The organism is Lentzea sp. NPDC004789 (assembly GCF_053601075.1).
Genome location: NZ_JBSGBE010000030.1, coordinates 60121 through 82868 on the forward strand (window position 1 = coordinate 60121; position 22748 = coordinate 82868).

The 22748-nt window shown below is 69.5% G+C and carries 23 protein-coding genes, 1 tRNA gene and 1 other RNA gene; 18 read left to right on the plus strand and 7 right to left on the minus strand.

The window, feature by feature from the left end; all coding sequences use genetic code 11:
- Window positions 1-37: 37 nt before the first annotated feature.
- Window positions 38-910, minus strand: a complete 873-nt coding sequence (locus ACWEIJ_RS41840; protein WP_449842852.1) for an FAD-binding oxidoreductase — start codon at window positions 908-910, stop codon at window positions 38-40.
- A 293-nt stretch (window positions 911-1203) separates the two neighbouring features.
- Window positions 1204-1289 (minus strand) — tRNA-Leu (locus ACWEIJ_RS41845).
- Window positions 1290-1350: 61 nt separating this feature from the next.
- Between ACWEIJ_RS41845 and ACWEIJ_RS41850 the strand changes: the two genes are divergently transcribed.
- Window positions 1351-2427 carry a bifunctional RNase H/acid phosphatase gene (locus tag ACWEIJ_RS41850; RefSeq protein ID WP_449842853.1) on the plus strand — a complete coding sequence of 359 codons (1077 nt, stop codon included), beginning with the start codon at window positions 1351-1353 and terminating at the stop codon, window positions 2425-2427.
- Window positions 2428-2436: 9 nt separating this feature from the next.
- Here the strand turns inward: ACWEIJ_RS41850 and ACWEIJ_RS41855 are convergent, their stop codons facing one another.
- Complete coding sequence (locus ACWEIJ_RS41855) at window positions 2437-2958, minus strand: NAD(P)H-dependent oxidoreductase (RefSeq protein ID WP_449842854.1); 522 nt, start codon at window positions 2956-2958, stop codon at window positions 2437-2439.
- Window positions 2959-3134: 176 nt separating this feature from the next.
- Here ACWEIJ_RS41855 and rnpB point away from each other — a divergent pair.
- Window positions 3135-3515, plus strand: an RNA gene (gene rnpB / locus ACWEIJ_RS41860) — RNase P RNA component class A.
- An 18-nt stretch (window positions 3516-3533) separates the two neighbouring features.
- Here the strand turns inward: rnpB and ACWEIJ_RS41865 are convergent.
- Complete coding sequence (locus ACWEIJ_RS41865) at window positions 3534-4724, minus strand: S8 family peptidase (protein ID WP_449842855.1); 1191 nt, start codon at window positions 4722-4724, stop codon at window positions 3534-3536.
- A gap of 113 nt (window positions 4725-4837) precedes the next feature.
- On the opposite strand from ACWEIJ_RS41865, the gene ACWEIJ_RS41870 reads away from it, so the two are divergent.
- Window positions 4838-5962 carry a threonine synthase gene (locus ACWEIJ_RS41870; RefSeq protein WP_449842856.1) on the plus strand — a complete coding sequence of 375 codons (1125 nt, stop codon included), beginning with the start codon at window positions 4838-4840 and terminating at the stop codon, window positions 5960-5962.
- 154 nt (window positions 5963-6116) lie between these two features.
- A complete protein-coding gene (locus ACWEIJ_RS41875; protein WP_449842857.1) occupies window positions 6117-7700 on the plus strand; it encodes a DUF6345 domain-containing protein in 1584 nt (527 codons plus the stop codon).
- Window positions 7701-7746: 46 nt separating this feature from the next.
- On the opposite strand, the gene ACWEIJ_RS41880 is transcribed toward ACWEIJ_RS41875, so the two are convergent.
- Window positions 7747-8010, minus strand: a complete 264-nt coding sequence (locus ACWEIJ_RS41880; protein ID WP_355445704.1) for a hypothetical protein — start codon at window positions 8008-8010, stop codon at window positions 7747-7749.
- A gap of 415 nt (window positions 8011-8425) precedes the next feature.
- On the opposite strand from ACWEIJ_RS41880, the gene ACWEIJ_RS41885 reads away from it, so the two are divergent.
- The 12 genes from ACWEIJ_RS41885 (at window position 8426) to ACWEIJ_RS41940 (ending at window position 19567) form a co-directional block, all read left to right on the plus strand.
- Entirely contained in the window at window positions 8426-8704 is a 279-nt protein-coding gene (locus tag ACWEIJ_RS41885; RefSeq protein ID WP_030472642.1) for a hypothetical protein, read from the plus strand.
- A gap of 3 nt (window positions 8705-8707) precedes the next feature.
- A complete protein-coding gene (locus tag ACWEIJ_RS41890; protein WP_045313344.1) occupies window positions 8708-9178 on the plus strand; it encodes a hypothetical protein in 471 nt (156 codons plus the stop codon).
- Entirely contained in the window at window positions 9153-12011 is a 2859-nt protein-coding gene (locus ACWEIJ_RS41895) for an ATP-binding protein (protein ID WP_449842858.1), read from the plus strand. Before ACWEIJ_RS41890 ends, ACWEIJ_RS41895 begins: the two co-directional genes overlap by 26 nt.
- On the plus strand, window positions 12008-13873 hold the full coding sequence (locus tag ACWEIJ_RS41900; RefSeq protein ID WP_449842859.1) for a hypothetical protein: 1866 nt from the start codon (window positions 12008-12010) through the stop codon (window positions 13871-13873). The genes ACWEIJ_RS41895 and ACWEIJ_RS41900 overlap by 4 nt, the downstream gene beginning before the upstream one ends.
- 12 nt (window positions 13874-13885) lie before the next feature.
- Entirely contained in the window at window positions 13886-14482 is a 597-nt protein-coding gene (locus ACWEIJ_RS41905) for a hypothetical protein (RefSeq protein WP_449842860.1), read from the plus strand.
- A 2-nt stretch (window positions 14483-14484) separates the two neighbouring features.
- On the plus strand, window positions 14485-15486 hold the full coding sequence (locus ACWEIJ_RS41910) for a C40 family peptidase (RefSeq protein WP_449842861.1): 1002 nt from the start codon (window positions 14485-14487) through the stop codon (window positions 15484-15486).
- An 18-nt stretch (window positions 15487-15504) separates the two neighbouring features.
- Window positions 15505-15978, plus strand: coding sequence for a hypothetical protein (locus ACWEIJ_RS41915; RefSeq protein ID WP_449842862.1), 474 nt, complete (start codon window positions 15505-15507; stop codon window positions 15976-15978).
- On the plus strand, window positions 15975-16169 hold the full coding sequence (locus ACWEIJ_RS41920) for a hypothetical protein (protein ID WP_449842863.1): 195 nt from the start codon (window positions 15975-15977) through the stop codon (window positions 16167-16169). The genes ACWEIJ_RS41915 and ACWEIJ_RS41920 overlap by 4 nt, the downstream gene beginning before the upstream one ends.
- Window positions 16170-16203: 34 nt before the next feature.
- Window positions 16204-17601 carry an RNB domain-containing ribonuclease gene (locus ACWEIJ_RS41925; protein WP_449842882.1) on the plus strand — a complete coding sequence of 466 codons (1398 nt, stop codon included), beginning with the start codon at window positions 16204-16206 and terminating at the stop codon, window positions 17599-17601.
- 61 nt (window positions 17602-17662) lie between these two features.
- Entirely contained in the window at window positions 17663-18328 is a 666-nt protein-coding gene (gene npdG / locus ACWEIJ_RS41930) for an NADPH-dependent F420 reductase (protein WP_449842864.1), read from the plus strand.
- Entirely contained in the window at window positions 18328-19089 is a 762-nt protein-coding gene (locus ACWEIJ_RS41935; protein WP_449842865.1) for a helical backbone metal receptor, read from the plus strand. The genes npdG and ACWEIJ_RS41935 overlap by 1 nt, the downstream gene beginning before the upstream one ends.
- Before the next feature lie 49 nt (window positions 19090-19138).
- On the plus strand, window positions 19139-19567 hold the full coding sequence (locus ACWEIJ_RS41940; RefSeq protein WP_449842866.1) for an RICIN domain-containing protein: 429 nt from the start codon (window positions 19139-19141) through the stop codon (window positions 19565-19567).
- Here ACWEIJ_RS41940 and pip read toward each other — a convergent pair.
- Window positions 19564-20505: a prolyl aminopeptidase gene (gene pip, locus ACWEIJ_RS41945; RefSeq protein ID WP_449842867.1), complete on the minus strand. Its 942-nt coding sequence runs from the start codon at window positions 20503-20505 to the stop codon at window positions 19564-19566. The genes ACWEIJ_RS41940 and pip overlap by 4 nt on opposite strands.
- A gap of 18 nt (window positions 20506-20523) precedes the next feature.
- Between pip and ACWEIJ_RS41950 the strand changes: the two genes are divergently transcribed.
- A complete protein-coding gene (locus ACWEIJ_RS41950) occupies window positions 20524-21384 on the plus strand; it encodes a glutathione S-transferase family protein (RefSeq protein WP_449842868.1) in 861 nt (286 codons plus the stop codon).
- 6 nt (window positions 21385-21390) lie between these two features.
- On the opposite strand, the gene panB is transcribed toward ACWEIJ_RS41950, so the two are convergent.
- Complete coding sequence (panB, locus tag ACWEIJ_RS41955; protein ID WP_449842869.1) at window positions 21391-22245, minus strand: 3-methyl-2-oxobutanoate hydroxymethyltransferase; 855 nt, start codon at window positions 22243-22245, stop codon at window positions 21391-21393.
- Window positions 22246-22369: 124 nt separating this feature from the next.
- On the opposite strand from panB, the gene ACWEIJ_RS41960 reads away from it, so the two are divergent.
- Entirely contained in the window at window positions 22370-22732 is a 363-nt protein-coding gene (locus ACWEIJ_RS41960; RefSeq protein ID WP_449842870.1) for a VOC family protein, read from the plus strand.
- Window positions 22733-22748: the final 16 nt, after the last annotated feature.

The window sequence follows — 22748 nt, forward strand, 5'->3', positions numbered from 1 at the left end:
GGCGTTCGGCACGAGCGCCCGCACTTCCGCTGAATCCTCAGGCCGGTTTGATGTTCGTGTTGCAGTGGACGACGTTGCCGGGGTCGTAGGCCGCCTTGAATCGAGCGAACCGGTCGTGCTTGGCCGGGCCGCAGGCGGCACGCACCCGGTCCTCCTCGTACTCGACCATGAAGTTGACGTAGACGCCCGTGTCGCCCGCGCACGGCAGCAGTGCGTCGTAGAACCCGCGCACCCACGCTCGATCCAGCTCCAGCAGGTCGGGCGTCGGTGCGATGGCGGCCATGTTGACCACGTACATCGGGCTGCACCGGCCTCCGAACGCCGTGTCGTCCTCACCGGGATCGCAGTACCCGCCGTCGAGGTCCCAGAAGAAGAACCCGAGGTTGACCATCGGCCCCACCTCGTGCAGGCGGTACTCGAATAACGTCACGACACCGAAGTTGCCGCCGCCACCACGAATCGCCCAGAACAGGTCCGGGTTCTCCTCCACAGACGCGCGCACCAACCGCCCGTCGGCCAGCACCACGTCCGCGCCGACGAGGTTGTCCAGCGTGAGCCCGGGCCCGTTGGTCAGCCAGCCGAAGCCATCGCCGAGTGTGAGCCCGGCGATCCCCGGTGTGGCTGATCGACCCGCTGGGGACCGCGAGCCGTGCTGCTGTGTGGCGTCGACCTCGGCCAACGAGCACCCAGGCCCACAGGTGGCCGTCTTCGCCACCGGATCGACGACGACCGAGTTCATCCGGCCGAGGTCGATCATCAGCCCGTCGTCCACACAGGACGCGCCGCTGAAACTGCGTCCACCGCCCCTGATCGCGAGTTCGAGGCCGCTGTCGACCCCGAAACGAACAGCCGAGGCGACGTCCGCCGCCGACTCACAGCGGGCGATGAGCCGCGGGCGGAGATCGATCATGCCGTTCCACAACGATCTTGCGCCGTCGTAGTCGTCGGCACCCGGTGTGCTGACGTTCCCATGAACCCCGCACGCAGTGTGGCGAGATCGGTGTCGATGGTCATCTGGGCCTCCCGGAAGGTGAGGCCACAGAGGCCGGGTGTTAATCCATCCGGCCCTTTTGTTCCGTCCAGGCGGATGTCTCGCCCTTGGTCTCACCGGCGTGAGCAGTTGGCCACTGACCGGAAGTGGTGCACAACGACGTCAGGGCGGGTGCTCGTAGTGAGCACCCGCCCTGACGTCAGAGATGAAACTGGTGTCCGAGAGGGGACTTGAACCCCTACGCCCTTTCGGGCACTAGCACCTCAAGCTAGCGCGTCTGCCATTCCGCCACCCAGACTGATGGGATCATCGTACAACGCCCCGGAACGGCACCTGAACGCGGGGTTAGGATCGCCCGCGTGAAGGTCATCGTCGAGGCCGACGGCGGGTCGCGGGGCAACCCCGGACCTGCTGGTTACGGCGCTGTGGTCCGCGACAAGCTCAGCGGCGAGACGCTGGCCGAGCGCAAGGGGTTCATCGGGGTCGCCACCAACAACGTCGCCGAGTACCAGGGGCTCATCGCGGGGCTGCGGGCGGCGAGCGAGCTGCGGGCCGAGACCGTGGACGTGCGGATGGACTCCAAGCTGGTCGTCGAGCAGATGGCCGGGCGCTGGAAGATCAAGCACCCCTCCATGCAGCCGCTCGCACGGGAGGCGCAGGCGCTCGTCAGGTCTTTTCAGGCCGTCACGTTCGAGTGGATTCCGCGGGAGCGCAACCGGCAGGCCGATCGGCTGGCCAACGAGGCCATGGACGGGGAAGCCAAGGCCACGGAAGCCAAGACCGCAGAAGGGGACAAGCAGCCGCACTGGAGTGGCGCGGTCGGCGAACCCACGCGGTTGATCCTGCTGCGGCACGGGCAGACCAAGCTGTCGGTCGAGCGCAGGTACTCGGGGCGCGGGGATCATCCGCTGACCGAGCTCGGGCTTGCGCAGGCCGAGCGGGCGGCGAGCCGTCTCTCCAAAGTGGACGGGGTGGCGGCGGTCATCTCGTCGCCGCTGCGACGGGCGCAGCAGACCGCGCAGAAGCTCGCGGACAAGACCGGGCTGGAGGTCGTCACCCACCAGGGGCTCATCGAGACGGACTTCGGCACGTGGGAAGGGCTGACGTTCGCCGAGGCGGCCGCGCAGGACCCGGAGATCCACCGGCGGTGGCTCGGCGACACGAGCGTCAGGCCGCCCGGCGGTGAGAGCTTCGACGAGGTCAACGCGCGCATTCGCAAGGCGCGCAGCGAGATCATCGCCAAGTACGGCGGCAGCACGGTCGTGGTCGTCAGCCACGTCACGCCGATCAAGACCCTGTTGCGGCAGGCGCTGGACGTCGGGCCGCAGTTCCTGTTCCGGATGCACCTCGACCTGACGGGCGTGTCGATCGCCGAGTTCTACCCGGACGGGCACGCGTCGGTGAAGCTCGTGAACGACACCTCGCACCTCGGCTGAGCGCGAGCTCTAGGACGCCCTGCGCAAGCGGGGCGTCAACGCCGAGACGAACCGGTCGGCCGCCGCGTCCAGCAGCGCGGCCGACTCGGGCGAGCCGACCTTCTGGTCCAGCACGAACTCGCCGCGCACCACCTGGTCGGCGCCCTTGGCCGCGAGCAACGGGTGCAGGGCGTAGTCCATCGCCACCAGGAACCCCTGGCTGCCGCCGGTCGCCAACGGCAGCACCGCGCGGCCGCGCAGCGCCTTCTTCGGCAGCAGGTCGAGCAACGCCTTCACCAGGCCGCTGTACGCGGCGCGGTACACCGGGGAGGCCACCACCACGCCGTCCGCGGCCAGCACGGCGCTCACCGCGCTGGAGATCTCGGTGTCGCGGAGGTCTTCGGTGAGCAGCGACAACGTGGGCAGCGACCGCACGTCGAGCAACGACACGTGGTGGCCCAAGGCCTTCAGCACGGCGGACACGTGCGACACCACGATGCCGGTCGGCGCGGTGTGGGACGGCGCGCCGGAGATGATCAGCAGATCGGACATGGCAAGCACTCCCTGAGGTCGCGGATGAGAGAAAGCGCGCTCAGCGGAGGCAACACAGGCTGGCTGCCACGCGGCCGTAGTCGACGTGGCGACGTCGTGTCATGGCGTCAAGTCAACCAACGTCCGGACCGGTGGACAACCGGTTCCAGTCGCTGGGATATCCTGGCGGGCGCGGATGAGTCGGCAGGGCGGCCGCGGCAGGAGACTGTCGAGGAAAGTCCGGACTCCACAGGGCAGGGTGGTTGTTAACGGCAACCAGGGGTGACCCTCGGGACAGTGCCACAGAGAACAGACCGCCTCGGCGTGAGCCGGGGTAAGGGTGAAACGGTGGTGTAAGAGACCACCAGCGTCCCAGGTGACTGGGGCGGCTGGGCAAACCCCACCCGGAGCAAGGCCAAGAGGGCACGCGAGTGCCTGCGCGAGCGTTCGAGGGCGGCCCGTCCGATGCTCGCGGGTAGGCCGCTAGAGCCTGTCGGCGACGGCAGGCCCAGATGGATGGTCGCCAAGTGGGGCGCGAGCCCCATGAACAGGATCCGGCTTACATGCCGGCTCATCCGCCCCACTCAGCAACCTGTTCAGAACGACGCCACGTTCAGCAACGGCTCGTGCGTGCCGTCCGGGTCCGTCGCGGTGTTCCAGTTCGAGGTACCCGCGGACCGCAGCGCGGTCTTCACGGCCGACGGCGTCGCGGTCGGGTGCGTCGACTTGTACAGCGCCGCCGCGCCCGCGACGTGCGGGCTGGCCATCGACGTGCCCGAGATCGTGTTGTAGCCGCCGCCCTTCCAGGTCGACGTGATGCACACGCCCGGCGCGATGATGTCCACGTCCGCGCCGTAGTTCGAGAAGTCGGCGAACGTGTCGTCGACGTCCGCGCGGCACGTCGACGCCGCTCCGCCGCCCGGCTGGCCGTTGAAGTCGGCCAGCGCGCTGACCGTGATGACCTCGTCGTAGGCGGCGGGGACGAAGGTCGACGAGTCGGCCGCGCTGTTGCCCGCGGCCACGACGTAGGTCACGCCGGCGGCCACCGAACGGCAGATCGCCTCGTGCATCGCGTCCTTGTTGGAGCCGCACGCGCTGTCGGTGCCCGAACCGCCGAGGCTCATGTTCGCGACCTCGATCTCGTTCGCGTGCGCGGTGACGTAGTCGATGCCGCAGATGATGGCCGAGAACGAGCCGCTGCCCTGGTTGTTGAGCACGCGGACCGGCCAGATGCGGGCACCGGGGGCGACGCCCACGACGCCCAGGCCGTTGTCGAGCGCACCGATCGTGCCGGCGACGTGGGTGCCGTGGCCGTTGCCGTCGTCAGCGCTGCGGCCGGTGGAGCAGTTCTTCGCTCCCGCGGTGTGGACGTTGAGGTCGGGGTGGTCGAGGTCGACCCCGGTGTCGATCACGGCGACGTCCACGTCCACGCGCTCGTCGGTGCCGTTGATCCGGGCGGTCGGGCTCTGCTCGGCGTCGATGCGGTCGATGCCGGTCGGCAGGCTCTGCGCGGCGATCGAGGCCACGCCGTCCGGCTGCACCAGCGCGACCCGCGGGTCGCGGGCGAGGCGTGCCGCGGTGGCTGCGGTCATGTGGCCCGAGTAGCCGCGCACGGCCGACTCGTACACGTTGTCGACGGTGACACCGAGCAGGTCGGTCACACCTGACACGGCCACGCCGTCCTTGAGCAGAACGATGTATCCGCTGGTCTGGGCTTCGGCAGTGGTGGGAACGGCGGCGACGAGCAGGACGGCTGCGAACAGGGTCTTGGCGGTGAGACGTCGCATGGCTCTCCTCGGAACGCAGGAGCAGGGATGCTGATGCTCTCACCCGAACGGGGTGAAGTGTTACTACTTTCGGGGGTAAATCGACAACCTGATTCGACGGTATTGATGAACCTGTGCTGTCCCACTTGGAGTGCGCCCGCTGCGGCCATCGGCACGACGCCGACGTCGTCCAGAACCTCTGCCACGAGTGCGCGTCACCGCTGCTCGCCCGCTACGACCTCACGAAGGTCGGCCGGCCGACGGACGAGAACAGCCTCTGGCGCTACCGCGACGTCCTCCCGGTCCGGAACCCCGACCCGGCGTTCAGCCTCGGCGAGGGCATGACCCCGCTCGTGCCGTTGCCCGCGCTCAGCCGGGCGCTCGACGTGACCGTCCTCATGAAGGACGAGTCGCTCATCCCGACCGGCTCGTTCAAGGCCCGCGGCGCGGCCGTCGGCGTGGCTCGCGCGAAGGAACTGGGCGTCAAGGGCATCAAGATGCCGACCAACGGCAACGCGGGCGCCGCCTGGGCCCTGTACGCGGCGCGGGCGGGCCTCCGCAGCGTCATCGCGATGCCCGAGGACGCCCCGCTGATCACCCGCGAGGAGGTCGAGGCGAGCGGCGCCGAGCTGCGGGTCGTGCCGGGCACCATCGCCGACGCCGCCGGGGCGATCAGGGACGTCGATCTCTTCGACGCCTCGACCCTCAAGGAGCCCTACCGCATCGAGGGCAAGAAGACGATGGGCTACGAGATCGTCGAGCAGCTCGGCTGGCGCGTCCCCGACGTGATCATCTATCCGACCGGCGGTGGCGTCGGCCTGATCGGGATTCACAAGGCGCTCAACGAAATGCGCGAGCTCGGCTGGATCACCGGGAAGCTCCCGCGCCTCGTCGCGGTGCAGTCCACCGGCTGCGCGCCGATCGTCAGGGCGTTCGAGCGCGACGAGGCCGAGTCGACGTTCTGGGACAACGCCTACACGAGCGCGTTCGGCATCAACGTGCCGAAACCGTTGGGGGACTTCATCATCCTGCAGGCCATCAGGGAAACCGATGGCACCGCCACAGCCGTCGACGACGAGCAGATCCTGGCCGACCGCAACGAGACCGCGCGGCTGGAGGGCGTCTTCCTGTGCCCGGAAGGCGTCGCCACGATCAGTGCCGTGCGGACCCTGCGCGAGGACGGCTGGCTCAACGCGGACGACGAGGTGGTCGTGCTGAACACCGGAGCAGGCATCAAATACCCAGGTGTCCGCCTCTAAGTAGTCACAAACCCAAGGGGCGTTACAGAATTTCGGCCGAACGAGTGGTCGCGGCAGCCCGCTGAGCCACTCCCGGTATCACGGCCCAGCACGGCAGATCCTCCTGTCAGACGACCGGCCCCTGCAGCCGGTCGTCCCCAAGGGAGGGAAAGACATGCAACGCAAGCTGACCGTGGTGCTGGCCCTGTCCAGCCTCGTCACGGCTGGAGCCGTCGGAGTCGCGACGGCGGACGCCGCGGAACTGCCCGTCTACGGGGTGAAGAGCTCCGGTCTCGACCAGGAGCAGGCGCAGAGGCTGCAACGGGCCTTCGGGCTCAAGGACGTGCAGAGATCCGAGGCCGGCGTGGTGTCCTTCGCGGACGAGCAGCGCTTCCAGTACCTGCCGACCGTCGACAAAGGACAGGGCCGGCCGGACGAGGACGGCAACGAGACCAGGCAGACCGGGCTCGACCTCGACGCGATCAAGCGCATCAGGACGATCACGACCGACGAGGCGGCCAAGCGCGCCCAGGAAGGGCTGAGGGCGGCCGGTGTGCTGCCGGCGAACGCGACGCCCACCGCGCAGTACACGACGTTCGAGCTGTCGGACGTCAACGGGCGCACGGCACTCAGCGCCAACCTCGACACGAGCGTCTCGTACACGTTCCAGCTCGGCGGCATCCCGCTGGAGGGCGAGGGCGCGAACATCCGAGTGTCGTTCGACGCGCAGGGCGTGACGTCGGTCAGCCACGCCGCGCGCACCTACGGCCAGACGGGCACCGTCAAGGTCAACGACCTCGCGTACGGCGCCAAGCTGTGCCAGAAGTACCTCGGTGCCGAGGTGAAGCCCGAGGTCAGCTACGTCTACGTGGCGGCACCGCTGGAGGAGCAGGTCGACCGGGTCGAGCCGTCCTTCCGCTGCGCCGGGCGCACCGCCGACGGTGGCGCGCCGCAGGCCATCACCCTGCCCGCCGCGGTCGGCGCCGAGCTGCCGCAGCCGGGACCGGGCCAGGAGCCCAGGCCGGAGGCGCAGTTCAAGATCCAGGCCGGCGGCACGCAGGTCGGCAGCGAGGGCACCGGCAACTGCGCCGGGCTGCCCAACACCGCCGCCAACATCGGCACGTTCAACAGCGAGGCGAGCAGCCACGGCATCGCCCGCGACTTCAGCTGGCTCGACGGCAACGCGTGGGAGAGCGACTTCAAGGACCCGGCCATCGCGGGCGGTGACGACACCAACTGGGCCGACGACGTCGACCTCACCTACTGGCAGGGCCACGGTTCGGGCACCGGCTTCTCCTTCTCCGGCTGCTCCAACCACAACGACACCAAGCTCTCCAACACCGACGCCCGCTGGGGCAACAACGACGTCGAGTGGATGAGCCTCTTCACCTGCCTGATCCTGGAGGACAACACCGGCGGCCAGACCTGGGCGCAGCGCTGGGGCCAGGCCTTCCGCGGCCTGCACCAGATCAACAGCTTCACCACGGTCAGCTACAACTCGCCCGACCACGGCGGCAAGTTCGGCCACTACATGTGGCGCTCGCCGTTCCTGTGGTGGAACAACCCGATGAAGGTCCGCGACGCGTGGGCGCAGGCGAGCATCGACACCCAGCCCGCCTCCGTCCGCTGGGCGACCATGGGTCCCGTCACGTCGTCCGGTGCGCTCGGCAACTACGACGACTACTTCTGGGGCAAGGGCTCCGTCGGCCCCGACTACACCTCGACCGGTGTCTTCTGGCGGATCTCCGGCGCCAGCTGACCGATCCCCTCGAACGAGGCCCGGCGACCACTGCGGTCGCCGGGCCTCACCGCTTGGCCGGACGCCCGGACGGCATCCGCAGCACCGGGCGGAACGGCGCCCCCGCGTTGTACAGCTCTTCCAGCTCGGTGACGTAGGCCAGCACGGCCGGGTTCACGATGTCGGCCAGGGATCGCACCCCGGCCTGAGGCTCGTAGGACGCCAGATAGGTGGCCGCCGCACGCGCACGCTCCAGCACGGACCGGTCGAAGTTGACGGTCCTTTGGACCCGGCGCCGGGTTTGCCCGCCCTCCCCGGTAGGCTCCTCCACGCCTGGAGCACTAGGGGAGGCTGTGATTCCGTCCACACTTCCGTCCGGCACGAGGTCAGGTTCGAGCATGGGCGAATCTCCTCGGAGTCGTGGCTCCGGGTCGTACCCGCGGCGGGGTCGCGAACCGGCCGATCAGGGCGTTCACATGGGTGGACACGTGCGCATGTTTAGTACGCACGCACTGTGGGTGACCAGGGCCTTCGCAGTCGGGTGAACCTTGCCGGTGACAGAGAGAATCTTGGTCCGGGTGTTCCCCACTGACGTCTCCTCAGTGATGATGTGTCGGCCAGATTAGACGTAATTCCTCCCAGGGGGAACGGCCAGATGATCTACAGCCCGCTCCAACAGCTTCACACGTCGTGACGAACTCGTGTTCTACTCGTAGCGCAAGCCCGAGCGCACTCTGGAGTACCTAATGACCGCCATGGACCTGGTGACACTCGCTCAGCAGCAGCCGACGGTGCCGGGCACAGGCAATGTCCGCGGCTGGATCCTGGACAACATCGTTCCGCTGCTCCTCCTGACCGTCGCGCTCCTCCTGCTGTGGCTGGGCGGTGGCAAGGGCGACAACGCGGGCGTCATGCGCCGCCTGGGCGGTGTGATCGTCGCCTTGGCCATCATCGGCCTCGCGGTCACGACCGACGCGGGCTCGAACATCGGCAAGTGGCTCGCCGGCCTGTTCGTCGGAGGCTGACACGTGCGGGTTCGCACTGACGACGAGGTCTACCGGGTCGACGCCGTCTGGCTCGGCCCGCCCAAAGCGACTTTTCCCTGGCGCGCGCGATACGTCGCGTGGGGCGTCGGAATCGTCGTTTTCCTCGTCGTACTCACGATCGAGCGACAGATGGGCGTCGGCTTCGGGTTCTTCTCGACGGCCTGGGCCCTCGTCGCGACGATCATCCTCACGCGCTTCATCACCCAGCGGATCAGCCATGAACGGCCGCTCACGGCCGTCATGTCGATGTGGGTCCGCGAGCTCACCGCACCTCGAGAGCGCACGGCAAGCACCGGCGGAGCGGCCAGCGCCGCCCGGATCCGGGTCAGCCCGCAGCGGCCTCGTCCCAAGTTGAGCAAGAAACAACGGGCGAGACAGCAGGCCCAGCACCGCCGGACGTCAGCCAGCCGTAAGAAGGAGGTTCGCGGTGTTCGGACGCCGGCGAGACCGTGACCGTCGCTCCGCCCAGCACATCGCCCAGCACGCCGCGGCCGACCCCCGCGAGCGCGCGCAGGTGTACTCGAAGCGCGGCCGCCGCCTGCCCGGCGAGCAGGCCGTGCCCAGCTACACCCCGTCGATCGCGGCCCGCAGCATCGACGGCCACCTGCTGCGCACCGGCCAGGAGGTCTACGCCTGGTACCGGCTCGCGCCGCAGCGCTGGTCGTTCCGCAGCGACTCGCAGCGCCAGGACCTGATCGCCGCCATCGCCGGTCAGTACGCCGAGCTGCAGGGCCGCTGGATGCACCTGCGGGTGACGACACGGCCGTACCCGATCCGCATGTGGGCCGAGGCGCACGTGCACAACGCCGTCAAGCGCCTGCCGGACACGCCCGGCACGTTGTCGTTCGACGACTACATGGTCGGCGAGCAGCAGCAGCTCATGGGCCGCTCGATGGCGGAGAAAGAGGTCTACCTGGGCGTCCAGGTGCAGACCCGCAACATGATGGACCGCGCCGTCGAACGGGCCGCGCCCGTGCTGCGCAAGGTCTTCCCGGACGCCGTCGACGCCGAGCTGGTGGCGCTCGACTCCGAGGTCGAGCACCTCGACCAGGTGATCGGGTCCGCGGGTCTCGAAGGCCGCCCGGCCACGGCCGAGGAGATGTCCTGGCTGATGCACCGGTCGTGCTCGCTGGGCCTGCCCGCGCCGCGCAACCTGCCCGCCGTGCCGGGTGCCGCGTGGGAACCGGAGGACCTCGCGTCCTTCACCGACGCCGCGGACTTCCACCAGGAGCCGTACTCACCGACGGTGACCGTGCGCGGCCGCACCGGCTCGAACGCGGGCATCAAGCGGCACGTCTGCGTGCTCACCGTCGGTCTGATGCACGGCCTGCAGATCCCCGAGGTCGACGACCCGTGGGTGCAGCGCGCCGACCGCCTGCCGGCGAGTGTCGAGTGGTCCGCGCGGATCTACGTGCGCAAGCCCGAGGAGGTCTCGGGTGAGCTGTCACGGCAGATGAGCAAGGTGCGCTCGCAGGTCCGCCACTACACCGACGAGCACGAGCTCGACCCGCCGCAGTCCCTGGCCCGCCAGGCCGGGCGCGTGCTGGAGATCGACGACGAGATGACGTCGGGCTTCACCGCGCTGGGCACCCGGGTGCGCAGCTGGTGGCGCCTCGCGGTGAGCGGCCCGACCGAGCGCGAGGCGTTGCGCCTGGCCCAGTCGTTGCTGGAGCTGTACAAGCCGAAGATCGCGATCGAGCACCCCGAGGCGCAGTACGCGATCGCCCGCGAGTTCATCCCCGGCGAACCGCTGTCCAACGGCGCGTACCTGCGTCGCGGCAGCGTGTTGTGGGCGGCGAGCGCGGTGCCCACGGCGACGGCCGAGGTCGGTGACCGCCGCGGCATTCTGCTCGGCGAGACCGTCACGGCCACCCGCCGGCCGGTCGCGTGGGACCCGTGGATGGCGCAGGAGCTCCGCGACGCGTCGGGTCTGACGGCCATGGTCGCGGGCCTGGGTGCCGGTAAGTCGTTCCTCGGCGGCGGCATGGTCTACAAGACCCTGCGCGCCGGCGCGCACTGGACGTTGCTCGACCCGTCCGGACCGCTGTCGGCCCTGTGCGACCTGCCGGAGCTGCGGCCGTACGCGCGGCCGATCAACCTGCTCAACGCCCAGCCCGGCATCCTCAACCCGTACCGGGTGGTCGCCGAGCCGATGATCGAGCACTTCCTCGACGAGGAGGACCCGGAACGGGCCTGGCGCCGCGAGAAGGCGCTGGCGGCGGCGACCCGCCGGCGTCTCGTGCTGGACGTGCTCACCGGTCTGCTGCCGTTCGAGGTCGCGCGCCTGCCGCAGACGCGCATCGTGCTGCTGCGTGCCGTCCGCACGGTCGGCGGCCGCTTCGACGCCCATCCCGGACTCGTTTTCGAAGCGCTTCGCCGCGACGCGTCGGAGCACCACGAGCACGCCGTCGTCGTCGCGGACTTCCTCGACGAGATGCGCGAGCGCATGTCGTTGCTGATCCCCGAGGACAACCACGACCCGTACAACGAGCAGCGCGACGACCGCCTGACCGTCCTCACGATGGCGGGCCTCAACCTGCCGAAGGACGGCGTCGGCCGCGAGCACTGGACCGACGCTGAGTCGCTCGGCGTCGAGATGCTGAACCTCGCCGCCTGGCTCACCCAGCGTTCGATCTACGACCGGCCGAAGGACCTCCGCAAGGGCGTCTGGATCGACGAGGCGTTCTTCCTCTCCGAGGTCCCGACCGGTCGCGTGCTGATGAACCGCTTCGCGCGCGACTCGCGCAAGTGGAACGTCCGCGTGCTGCTGTCGTCGCAGATCCCCGCCGACTTCCTGAAGATCCAGGGCTTCGTCGCGCTGCTCGACTCGGTCTTCGTCGGGCGCCTGGACGACGACCAGGCGCAGGCGGACGCGTTGCGGCTGCTCAAGGTTCCGGTCGGAGCCGGGTACGAGCAGGTCATCGCGTCGCTCGGCCGCCGCCCCGGTGGCGAGCGCACCGCGACCGAACGCGATCGCGCGCCGCGGCAGTTCATCTTCGGCGACGGCGCCGGTGGCGTGGAGCGGATCCGCATCGACTTCAGCGGCCCGCACCTGGAACACCTGCGCAACGCCCTCGACACGACCCCGGACGCCAAGCGCGACAACGGTTCCGGCGACCTCGTGAAGACGGGCGACGACCAAGCGGCAGCGCAGCCGCCCGCCTACGTGCCCGACGAGATCGACGACGAACTGGCGGCGGACATGGAACTCGGACTGACGGAGGACGAGGCCCATCTGGTGGGCCACGGTGACGGCACCAACCGCCACCGGGACGGCGCCGCATGACGGCGCTGACGATCGTGCTGGCGATCGCCGCCTTGCTCTGGGCGAGGCGGCGGTTCCAGCTGCGCATGTCAGCACGCGCCAGGTCGGTGAGCCTCGTGGCGGCCATCCTGGCGCTCCAGGTGGTACTGGGTGCCCCGATGGCGCACGCTCAATCCTGCGGCGAGGCACCGAATCCGGAACGGCCCGGCGCGGGCATGGTCGGCGCGCTCGACCCGCCCGTCGGCAACGGCCTGCCCGGCTCGCCGTACCTCGACTACGGCTACGCGGGCATGGTCTGGCACAACTACAACGCCAAGTGCAACGTCCTGCCCGACGCCAACGCCACCATCGACACGTGGGCGGGCAACGAGCTCTTCAGCATCGGCAAGAACATCGTCGGTGCCACGAACGCGTTGCACTACACGGTGATGGGCCGCGGTCTGCTGGTCCCGCTGGACGACGCCGTGAAGAACGGCGTGCAGAAGGTCTACGACAACGTCTACCTGCGCTGGTTCGGCCTGGTGGCGCTGATCCTCGCGATCCTGATGTTCCGGCAGATCTGGACCGGCGACTTCGCCACGATCTCCAAACGCGGGCTCTGGGCGTTGGCGGCCATGTGGCTGGCGACGTCCACGTTGGCCTTGCCGCAGTTCTACAACCTGCTCGACAACACGCTGGTCTCGAAGACATCGGAGATCCAGGCCGGGTTCATCGAGGCGCCGGAAGAGCAGGGCACCCTGCACGTCCTGCCGACGAAGCTGCACGACGCGGTCGTCTACCAGAGCTGGCTGCGCGGCGCGTTCGGCACGCCGGAGGCACCGCAGGCCGCGGAGTTCGGCCCGCGCATCCTCAAGGCGCAGGCCTGGACGACGAGCGAGATCGCCGAGCACAAGGACGCCGACCAGGCCGCGCTCGAAGCCAAGAAGGCGGAGTGGAAGGCCCTCGAAGCCCAGCTCGGCACCTCGAAGGGCTACTTCGACGGCACCGACGGCAGCCGCACCGGCGCCGGGTTCCTGGCGCTGCTGCAGGCCATCGCCTTCTCGCTGTTCCAGCTGTTCGCGAAGGCCGCGGTGCTGCTGGCCCAGCTGCTGCTGCGGATTCTGACCCTGGCCGGACCGCTCATCGGTCTCGTCGCGCTGATCCACCACGACCTGCTGCGCAAGGTCGCGCGCGCGGCCGCCGTGACGGTGTTCAACGTGCTGGTGCTCGCGGTGCTCGCGGGCGTGCACGCGTTGCTGCTGCAGGCGATCTTCAACGCGACCGGGCTGTCGTTGCTCACGCGCACGTTGCTCGGCCTGATGCTGACGCTCGTGTGCTTCGTGATCGGCAAACCGTTGCGCCGCATGTGGCAGATGGTCGAGATGTCGGTCGGCTCGGCGGGCAACGTGCTGCCGATGAGCGGCGGCGTCTGGTCGAAGATGCTGGGCCGCAAGAAGTCCGCCGGCCCGACGCCGCAGGACGAGTTCTGGGAGTCCGTGCGGGAGAACGAGACCGACGGCGACGAGGTCCCGCAGCGCGGTCGCGGCCGCGTCCGCCCGGAGGCCTCCAGCCCGGTCATGGCGACGGCCCAGCGCCTCGACCGCGACGCCCAGCCCGGCCAGATCGTCAGCGGCTCCGACGGTTACGGCGTGCGCGCCGGTGCGCTGCCCGCGGGTTCCGGCCCGGCGGCGCTGCCGGTCGGCCGGTCGCGCGTGGTCGACACCCCGCCGGTCACCGACCGGCAGTGGGACCGGGTCGACGACGCGGTGCTCGTGCCGTCGCGGTCCACCGGTTACCAGGGCCCGGTGCAGGAACCTCGCAGGGCCGAGACAGAAGTGGTGGCAGGGCGTCAGGTGCACGTGATCTACCGACCGTCGCGCGGCTTCGAAGTCAGGGACAACTGAAGGGAGGCGTAGGTGCCGATCCGAACCAACCGCGGCCGTGCCGCGGTCTACCGCAGGCTGTGGGGATGGCCGCTGCGTTCTCCGCGTCACCTGGCCGCGTCGATCATCATCTTCGTGGTGGTCGTCGTCGCGCTCGGCGTGATCATCCCGAAGGTGCTGGACCGCAGGCCTTCGACGCCGACGTCCGCCGGCCAGTCCTCGACGTCGCAGCAGGGCACCCAGGTGGGGCAGCTGCCGTCGAGCGGCGTCACGCTGCCGACCAAGCTGCCGCCGCCGTCGATCTCCGCGTCCGCCGCCCCGCCGGCGGCCGACGCGCAGCTGATCGCCGAGCTGTGGGCGGAGAACTGGATCAAGCCGCCGCCGGACAACAACGTCGACAAGTGGCTCGCGCAACTCCGTCCGTACACGACGGAGGAGTTCCTCGCGCAGATGGCGACGATCGACCCGAAGAACGTGCCGGACAAGATCACTCAGAAGGTCACGCCGAAGAAGTCCTACACGTCGTCCGCTGACTTCGAGGTGGGCACGGACCTCGGCAAGGTCGTCATCACGCTGGTCAAGGCGCCGGACGGGAAGTGGCGCGTGAACAGCTACACGAAGGCGGACTGACCATGCGGCTGATGTTGCTGATCGGGGCCCTCGTCGCGGTCGTCGTGATCGCGGTGGCGACGTCCGGCGTGACCCAGGTGGTCAGCAACTCGACGAACCCCGCGATCAACGGCGGTTTCCGGTTGTCGAGCTGCAACGCCGCCATCGGGCCGTGGGACGCGGGTGGCGGCGACAAGGGCCGCAACGACGCGTCGCGGCTCAACGACGAGCAGCGCAACATCGTCGCGCGCATCATCTCCATCGGCCAGGAGCGCAAGCTGCCGCCGCTCGCGTGGCAGGTCGCGATCCAGGCGGGCATGACCGAGTCGGGCCTGCGCCCGTTGAACTACGGCGACCGCGACTCGCTCGGCATCTTCCAGATGCGCCCGTCGATGGGCTGGGGCACGGCCGCCGAGGTGACCGACCCGACCTACGCGATCAACAAGTTCTACGACGTGCTGCTGAAGGTGCCGGACTGGGAGAACAAGCGTCCGGGTGACTCGGCGCAGGCGGTGGAGCGGTCGGCGTTCCCCGACCGGTACCACAACTGGGAGGCCATGGCGGCCTTCCTGCTCGGCGAACTCGGGCAGATCACCGACCCGGCGGGCTGCGGTTCCGGCGCGGGCCAGTTCCTGCTGGCCTCGAACGCGGCGGGCATCGCCATCCAGTTCGCGAAGGAACAGCTGGGCGAGCCGTACCTGTGGGGCGGCAACGGCCCGGACGCGTGGGACTGCTCCGGAATCCTCGTGAAGGCGTTCGCGGCGGCCGGTGTGAAGATCCCGCGCGTGGCGAACGACCAGTACGAACAGGGCGGCGCCCACCTCCCGGTGCGCGACGCCCAGGCAGGCGACCTGATCTTCTGGGCGACCGACCCCTCGAACCCGCGAACGGTGCACCACGTGGCCATGTACCTCGGCAACGACGAGTACATCCACGCCCCCGAAACGGGTGACGTCGTGAAGATCAGCAAGATCAACTGGAACTATTACGAGTTGATGCCGCTGGCCGTCCGGCCGGGCGTGTAGATCGCGGGGAGGCGCTGCATGTTCAACCACGACCCCATCCCGAGGCCTTCCGGACCGCCCGCGTCGAGCACACCGGTGCGTGACTACATGGCGGCCGGTGCTCCGGGTGTGTCGTCCGACTACGTGGTGATCCCGCGGGCTCTGGCCGAGGCGATGCCGTTGCCGTGGCAGCAGCACTTCGTCCACCTGCTCGCGGAGTTCCACCGCACCTATGGCCACCTGAACTGGCCGATCTACCGGGTGGTGCCGTCCCGCTACGAGAAGCTCGTGGACCTGGACGAGGACCAGCTGGCCGAGGTCGGCGCCATCATGGAGATCGACTCCGACGGTTCGCTCGTCTACCGGGATCGGTCCGGGCGTAAGATCGAGAACGCCGAGGACCGCACGGTGCTGGTGTCGTGTTTGGACCCGATCCCGTCTGAGTACGCCAACGCCAACCAGTCAACGCCGCCGAGGGGATTCCCGGCGCCTTTGGGAGGCGAACGCCGATGAGCGACAACAGCGGTTGGTACTACTGCCTGACCCACCAGACGGTCGAGCAGGGCAAGGGCTGCAAGGGGCCTGACCGCATGGGGCCCTATCCGGACGAGGCCACCGCGGCCCGTGCGCTGGAGATCGCCCGCGAACGCACTCGGGCCGCCGACGAGGCGGACAAGAAGTGGCGCGGCGACGACGAGGACTGAGCCGCTGACTGCTTAGTCTGTGCGGGTGGCTTCGATGGTGATCCGCACTGGTCGTGCTGACCTGGTTTTTGACGGAATTCGGACCGAGTTCGGTCTGCCGTCGTCGTTTCCGGCGGTCGTGCTCGCCGAGGCTGAGGCGGCGGTCTCCCGTTCGTTCGGAGACCGCCCCGACCTCACCTCGATTCCTCTGGTGACGATCGACCCGCCCGGCGCGAAGGACCTGGACCAGGCGTTGTGCCTGGAACGGACCTCGTCGGGGTTCGTCGTGCACTACGCGATCGCCGACCTGGGCGCCTTCGTCACGCCCGGTGGTGCGCTCGACACCGAGGTCCGTCACCGCGGGCAGACGATCTACCTGCCCGACGGCAACGTGCCGCTGCACCCGACGGTGCTGTCGGAGGGAGCGGCGTCGTTGCTGCCCGGCGTGGTGCGGCCCGCGGTGCTGTGGACGTTCACCTGCTCGGCCGACGGCGTGCCTGCCGACGTCGAGGTGCGGCGGGCGCTGGTGCGGTCGCAAGCGCAGTTCGACTACGAGTCGGTGCAGAAGACGTTCGACGAAGGCAACCCGCACCCGTCTGTCGCCGCGCTGGCCGAGTTCGGGCCGTTGCGGCGGGCGCTGGCCCGTGAGCGCGGGGCCATCGAGCTGCAGCTGCCGGAGCAGGAGATCGAGCCCGACGGCGACGGCTGGAAGCTCGTCACCCGGCCGCGGGCGCTCGTGGACGCGTGGAACGCCGAGATCTCGCTGATGACCGGGATGGCGGCGGCGTCGATCATGCTGGAGGCCCGCGCGGGCGTCCTGCGCACGCTGCCCGACCCGGACGCCGACGCCGTGAAGGCTCTGCGGAAGTCGGCGGCCGCCCTGAAGGTGCCGTGGCCCGCCGATCTCTCGCCCGGTGCGTTCCTGGCCGGGCTGGACGCCGCGAAGCCCGAGGCGTTGGCGCTGTTCACCGACGCCACCCGGCTGCTGCGCGGCGCGGGCTACTCGGCGTTCAACGGCACGGTTCCCGACGTGACGACCCACGCGGGCGTGGCGGCGCCGTACGCACATGTGACCGCACCGCTGCGGCGCCTGGTCGACCGGTTCGGCTCCGAGGTGTGCCTGGCGGTCACGGCGGGCGAGGAGCTGCCGGAGTGGCTCGCCGAGGCGTTGCCGCAGCTGCCGGCGTTGATGGGGGCGTCGGACTCGCTGGCCGCGAAGGTGGAACGGGCGGCGCTGGACCAGGTCGAGGCCTGGGTGCTGGCAGGACGCGTGGGGCAGGAGTTCGAGGCCGTGGTGCTGCGGTCGGGAGACCACGAGGCGGAGGTGTTCGTGTCGGCACCGCCGGTGATCGCGAAGTGCCAGGGAGGCCGGCTGCCGGAAGGCGGGCGGATCCGGGTCCGGCTGGAGGAAGCGGACGTGGCACGGCGGCTCGTTCGGTTCCGGGCGGTCTGAGCATCGAGCCCAAGGTCACGTTGCCCGGCCCCCATCCGGCCGGGCGTGTGAAGATGCACGGGTGACAGACATTCGTGACCTCACCGTCGGCGTCCTGGGCGGCACCGGAGCCCAGGGCAAGGGCCTCGCGATCCGCTGGGCCAAGGCGGGCCTCAAGGTGATCATCGGCTCCCGCAGCGCCGAGCGGGCCGAGCTGGCGGCCAAGGAGATCGTCGAGGTCGCCGGCGGTGACGTGCGGGGCGCGGACAACTCCGACTGCGCGGCCGACTCCGACATCGTGCTGGTCGCCGTTCCGTGGGACGGCCACGGCGACCTGCTCGCGTCGTTGCGCGACCAGCTGGCCGGCAAGATCGTCATCGACTGCGTGAACCCGCTCGGCTTCGACAAGCAGGGCCCGTTCGCCCTGCCCGTCACCGAGGGCAGCGCGGCGCAGCAGGCCGAACTGCTGCTGCCGGAGTCGCGCGTCACCGCCGCGTTCCACCACGTGTCGGCCGTGCTGCTGGCCGACCTGTCGGTGTCCGAAGTGGACATGGACGTCCTGGTGCTGGGCGACGACCGCGAGGCCACTGACACCGTGCGAGAGCTGGCCGAACTGGTGCCTGGCTTCCGCGGCGTCTACGGCGGCCGGCTGCGCAACGCCCACCAGATCGAGGCGTTCACGGCGAACCTCATCGCGATCAACCGCCGCTACAAGACCCACGCCGGCCTGAAGATCACGGGAGTCTGATGCTGCCCGTCGACGACCTCGGTGAGCCGGTGGTGCTCGACCGGCCCGCCCGCGTGGTCAGTCTGGTCCCCTCCATCACCGAGGCCGTCGCGGTCAGCCTCCCGGGCGTCCTCGCCGGCGCCACGGACTACTGCACCCATCCGTCCTCTTTGGACGTTCAACGCGTCGGCGGCTCCAAGTACCCGGACGTCGACCGCGTGCTGGCGCTGCACCCCGACCTCGTCATCGCGAACTCCGAGGAGAACCGGGCCGAGGACGTGGACCGGTTGCGCGCCAACGGTGTCCAGGTCTGGGTGACCGAGGCGCCGCAGACCGTGCCGATGGCCCTGAAGTCGCTGAGGCGTCTCTTCGCCACCGCGTGGGAGCTCGAACCGGACTGGCTGACTCAGGCGGAAGACCTCTGGCGGCACGCGAAACCCGCGAAGCTCACCGCCGTAGTTCCGGTCTGGCGCCGCCCGTGGATCGTCGCCGGTCGCGCTACATTCGCCACCGATGTGTTGCGGCGCCTGGGAATCGAGAACGTCTACGCCTCGCACGAGGAGCGCTACCCGCGTCCGTCGCTGGAAGAGCTTAACGCGCGCCGCCCCGACCTGGTGATCCTGCCGGACGAGCCGTACGCGTTCACCCACGAAGACGGCCCGGAAAGCTTCCCCGGCCTGCCATATGCGCTGGTCAACGGCCGTCACCTGACCTGGTACGGCCCGTCGCTGGTGGATGCGCGCGCGAGCCTCGAACGCGCCCTCGACTACGGCCAGGGTTGACAACCACAGGTGGATTCGCGGAATCCGGTGCGCTGCCAGGATCTCCGCCATGGGGAAACTAGCCGCGATCATCGCGACCGCCGCCGCCGTGACGACCCTGACCGCCGTCCCGGCGTCGGCCGAACCTGTCGTCCAGTACCAGCTGTCCGGCACCACCCGTTGTCTCGCCGACACCGGCACCAACGTGGTCCTGCAGGTCTGCAACCGGGCGGCCGACCAGCAGCGCTGGATCGTGCCGATCACCGACAACGTCGACTGGCCGCACAACATGGCCACCGGCAAGTGCCTCGCCGCCACCGCCCTCGGTGACGTCCTGGGCGCGACGTGCGGAACGAGCAACACCCAGCGCTGGCACCGAGTTCCGGCCGCGGGCAGCACGTTCCAGCTCCGCAACGCCGCGTCCGGCAAGTGCCTGACCGCGCAGGTCGCCGTGGCGGCCTGCACCTCGACGAGCGCGCGCTGGACCGGTCTGCGCTAGTCGCGGAACCTGTCCGTCGCCGCCAGCAGTGCGGCCAGGACGCCGGGCTCGTCGTAGGCGTGCCCGGCGTCCGGCACCAGCACCAGTTCCGACCCCGGCCACGCCTTGTGCAGGTCCCACGCCGACACCGCGGGCGTCGCGACGTCGTACCGGCCCTGCACGATCACGCCGGGGATGCCCGCCAGCCGGGAGGCGTCCCGGATCAGCTGGCCCTCCTCGAACCACCCGTTGTTGACGAAGTAGTGGTTCTCGATCCGGGCGAACGCCAGCGCGTAGGCGGCCTCGGCGAACTCCGCCACCAGCTCCGGCCGGGGCAGCAACGTGACCGTCCCGCCCTCCCAGGTGCTCCACGCGACCGCCGCCGGCCCGTGCACCGCGGGATCCGGGTCGGCGAGCAGCTTCGCGTACAGCTCGACCGGATCACCGGACAGGCCCGCGATCGGTTCCAGGAACTTCTCCCACAGGTCGGGGAAGAGGTTCGCCGCCCCGCCGCGGTAGTACCAGTCCACTTCGGACGATCGCAGCGTGAAGATCCCGCGCAGCACCAGCTCCGAAACGCGGGAAGGGTGCTTCTCGGCGTACGCCAGCGCGAGCGTCGTACCCCACGAGCCGCCGAACACCTGCCACCGCGAGACGCCGAGCGACTCCCGCAACAGCTCCATGTCCGCGACGAGGTGCCACGTCGTGTTCAACGAGAGATCGCCCGACACCGCGGCGTGCGGCAGCGACCGCCCGCACCCGCGCTGGTCGAACAGGATGATCCGGTAGGCGGACGGGTCGAACAGCCGGCGGTGCGACGGCGAACAGCCGCCACCGGGCCCGCCGTGCAGGAACACGACCGGCTTGCCCGCCGGGTTGCCGCACTCCTCCCAGTACACGAGGTTGCCGTCACCGGTGTCCAGATGACCTGACGCGTTGGGCTCGATCTCCGGGTACATGGGCCTATCGTCGAGCACATGGCGCAGTTCACGAAGGAGACCAGCACCACAGGAGCGTTCGTCCGGCAGCCCAACCGCTTCACCGCCCGCCCCGAGCCGGAACCGGGCCGCTACCGGCTCGTCGTCAGCCTCGCCTGCCCGTGGGCGCACCGCGCGATCATCGTCCGCAAGCTGCTGAACCTCGAGGACGCCATCTCACTGGCGGTCGTCGACCCGATCCGCGACGAACGCGGCTGGCGGTTCCCGGAGACCGACCCGGTCCTGAACATCGACTTCCTGAGCGAGGCCTACCTCAGGGCCGACCCCGACTACGACGGCCGGGTCACCGTCCCCGCGCTCGTCGACACGACCACCGGCGAGGTCGTCACCAACGACTACCCGCAGCTCACGCTGGACTTCAGCCTCCGCTGGCGCCCGGAGAGCACCCTCTACCCGGAGCACCTGCGCGACGAGATCGACGCCTGGATCGAGCCGATCTTCCACCACGTCAACAACGGTGTGTACAAGGCCGGTTTCGCCACGTCGCAGGAGGCCTACGAGCAGGCCTACACCGCGCTGTTCGCGGAACTCGACCGGATCGAGCGACACCTCGGCACGCACAGCCACCTCGTCGGCGACCAGCTCACCGAGGCCGACATCCGGCTGTGGACCACGCTCGTCCGGTTCGACGCGGTCTACCACAACCACTTCAAGTGCAACCGGAACAAGCTGACCGAGATGCCGAACCTGTGGGCGTACGCGAAACGCCTCTACGGCCTGTTCGGTGACACGGTGAACTGGGATCACATCAAGCGCCACTACTACGTGACGCACCACGAGATCAATCCGACCGGCATCGTGCCGGCGGGCCCAGACCCGCAGGCCTGGACCCGCCCCTAGCGACGATCAGTGGAAGGTGTGCTCGGGGCCGGGGAACTGGTGCCCGCGCACCTCGTTGGCGAACTCCGTCGCCGCGCCCAGCATGATGTTGCCGATGTCGGCGTAGCGCTTGACGAACCGGGGCGCCTTGCCGCGGTTCAGGCCCATCATGTCCTGCCAGACGAGCACCTGGGCGTCGGTGTCCGGACCGGCGCCGATGCCGACGGTCGGGATGACCAGGTCGTGCGTGATCTGCTTCGCGACCTCGGCGGTCACCATCTCCAGCACGACCGCGAACGCGCCCGCCTCCTGCACCGCGATCGCGTCGCGGACCACGGAGTCGTGGTTCTCGTGACGGCCCTGCACGCGGTAGCCGCCGAGCTGGTGCTCGGACTGCGGGGTGAAGCCGATGTGCGCCATGACCGGGATGCCGGCGGCGGTGATCGCGCGGATGTGCGGCGCGAAGTAGGCGCCACCCTCCAGCTTGACCGCGTGCGCCTGGCCTTCCTTCATGAACCGCACCGCGGTCGCCACGGCCTGCTCGACCGACACCTGGTAGGAGCCGAACGGCAGGTCAGCAACCACGAGAGAGCGCTTGACCGAACGCGTCACCGCACGTACCAGCGGCACGAGCTCGTCCACCGTGACCGGCAGCGAGGTTTCGTTCCCGTAGACGGTGTTCGACGCGGAGTCGCCGACCAGCAGGACGGGGATGCCGGCCTCGTCGAAGATCGAGGCGGTGAACGTGTCGTAGGCGGTGAGCATGGGCCACGGCTCGCCGCGTTCCTTCATCTCACGCAGGTGGTGGACGCGAACCCTCTTGGCGGGGGGCTTCTGGCCCGGCCCGTTGCCGTAGGGCGCGGAGACTTCGGCAGTGGTCATCGTCGACCGTTCCTTTCCTCGAGGCCCACGTGGGTGGGTCCCCGGGCGCTTGTGCACGGTTGCCGAAGACCAGAGTGACACCGTTGGCCGGAAACGGGTTGCAGATGCGGTTACCGTCACACGCGTGGCTTCACGAATCACCGAACTGGTACTGGACTGCACCGATCCCGAGCGTCTCGCCGCCTTCTGGGGCGAGGTCCTGGGCTACGAGATCCTCGACCGCGACGACGAGTCGGTGGAGATCGGACCGCCGGACAAGCGCACCACGCTGCTGTTCCTGCGCAATCCGGACCGCAAGCTGCAGAAGCTCCGCCTGCACATCGACGTGAGGGCCACCGACCGCGACCAGGACGCCGAACTGGAGCGCCTGCTCGCGCTCGGCGCCACGCGTGCCGACATCGGTCAGGGCGAGGACGTGAGCTGGTACACCCTCGCCGACCCGGAGGGCAACGAGTTCTGCCTGCTCAGCGGCCGCGTGGAGCCCTGAGCACCGCCCGGCCCGC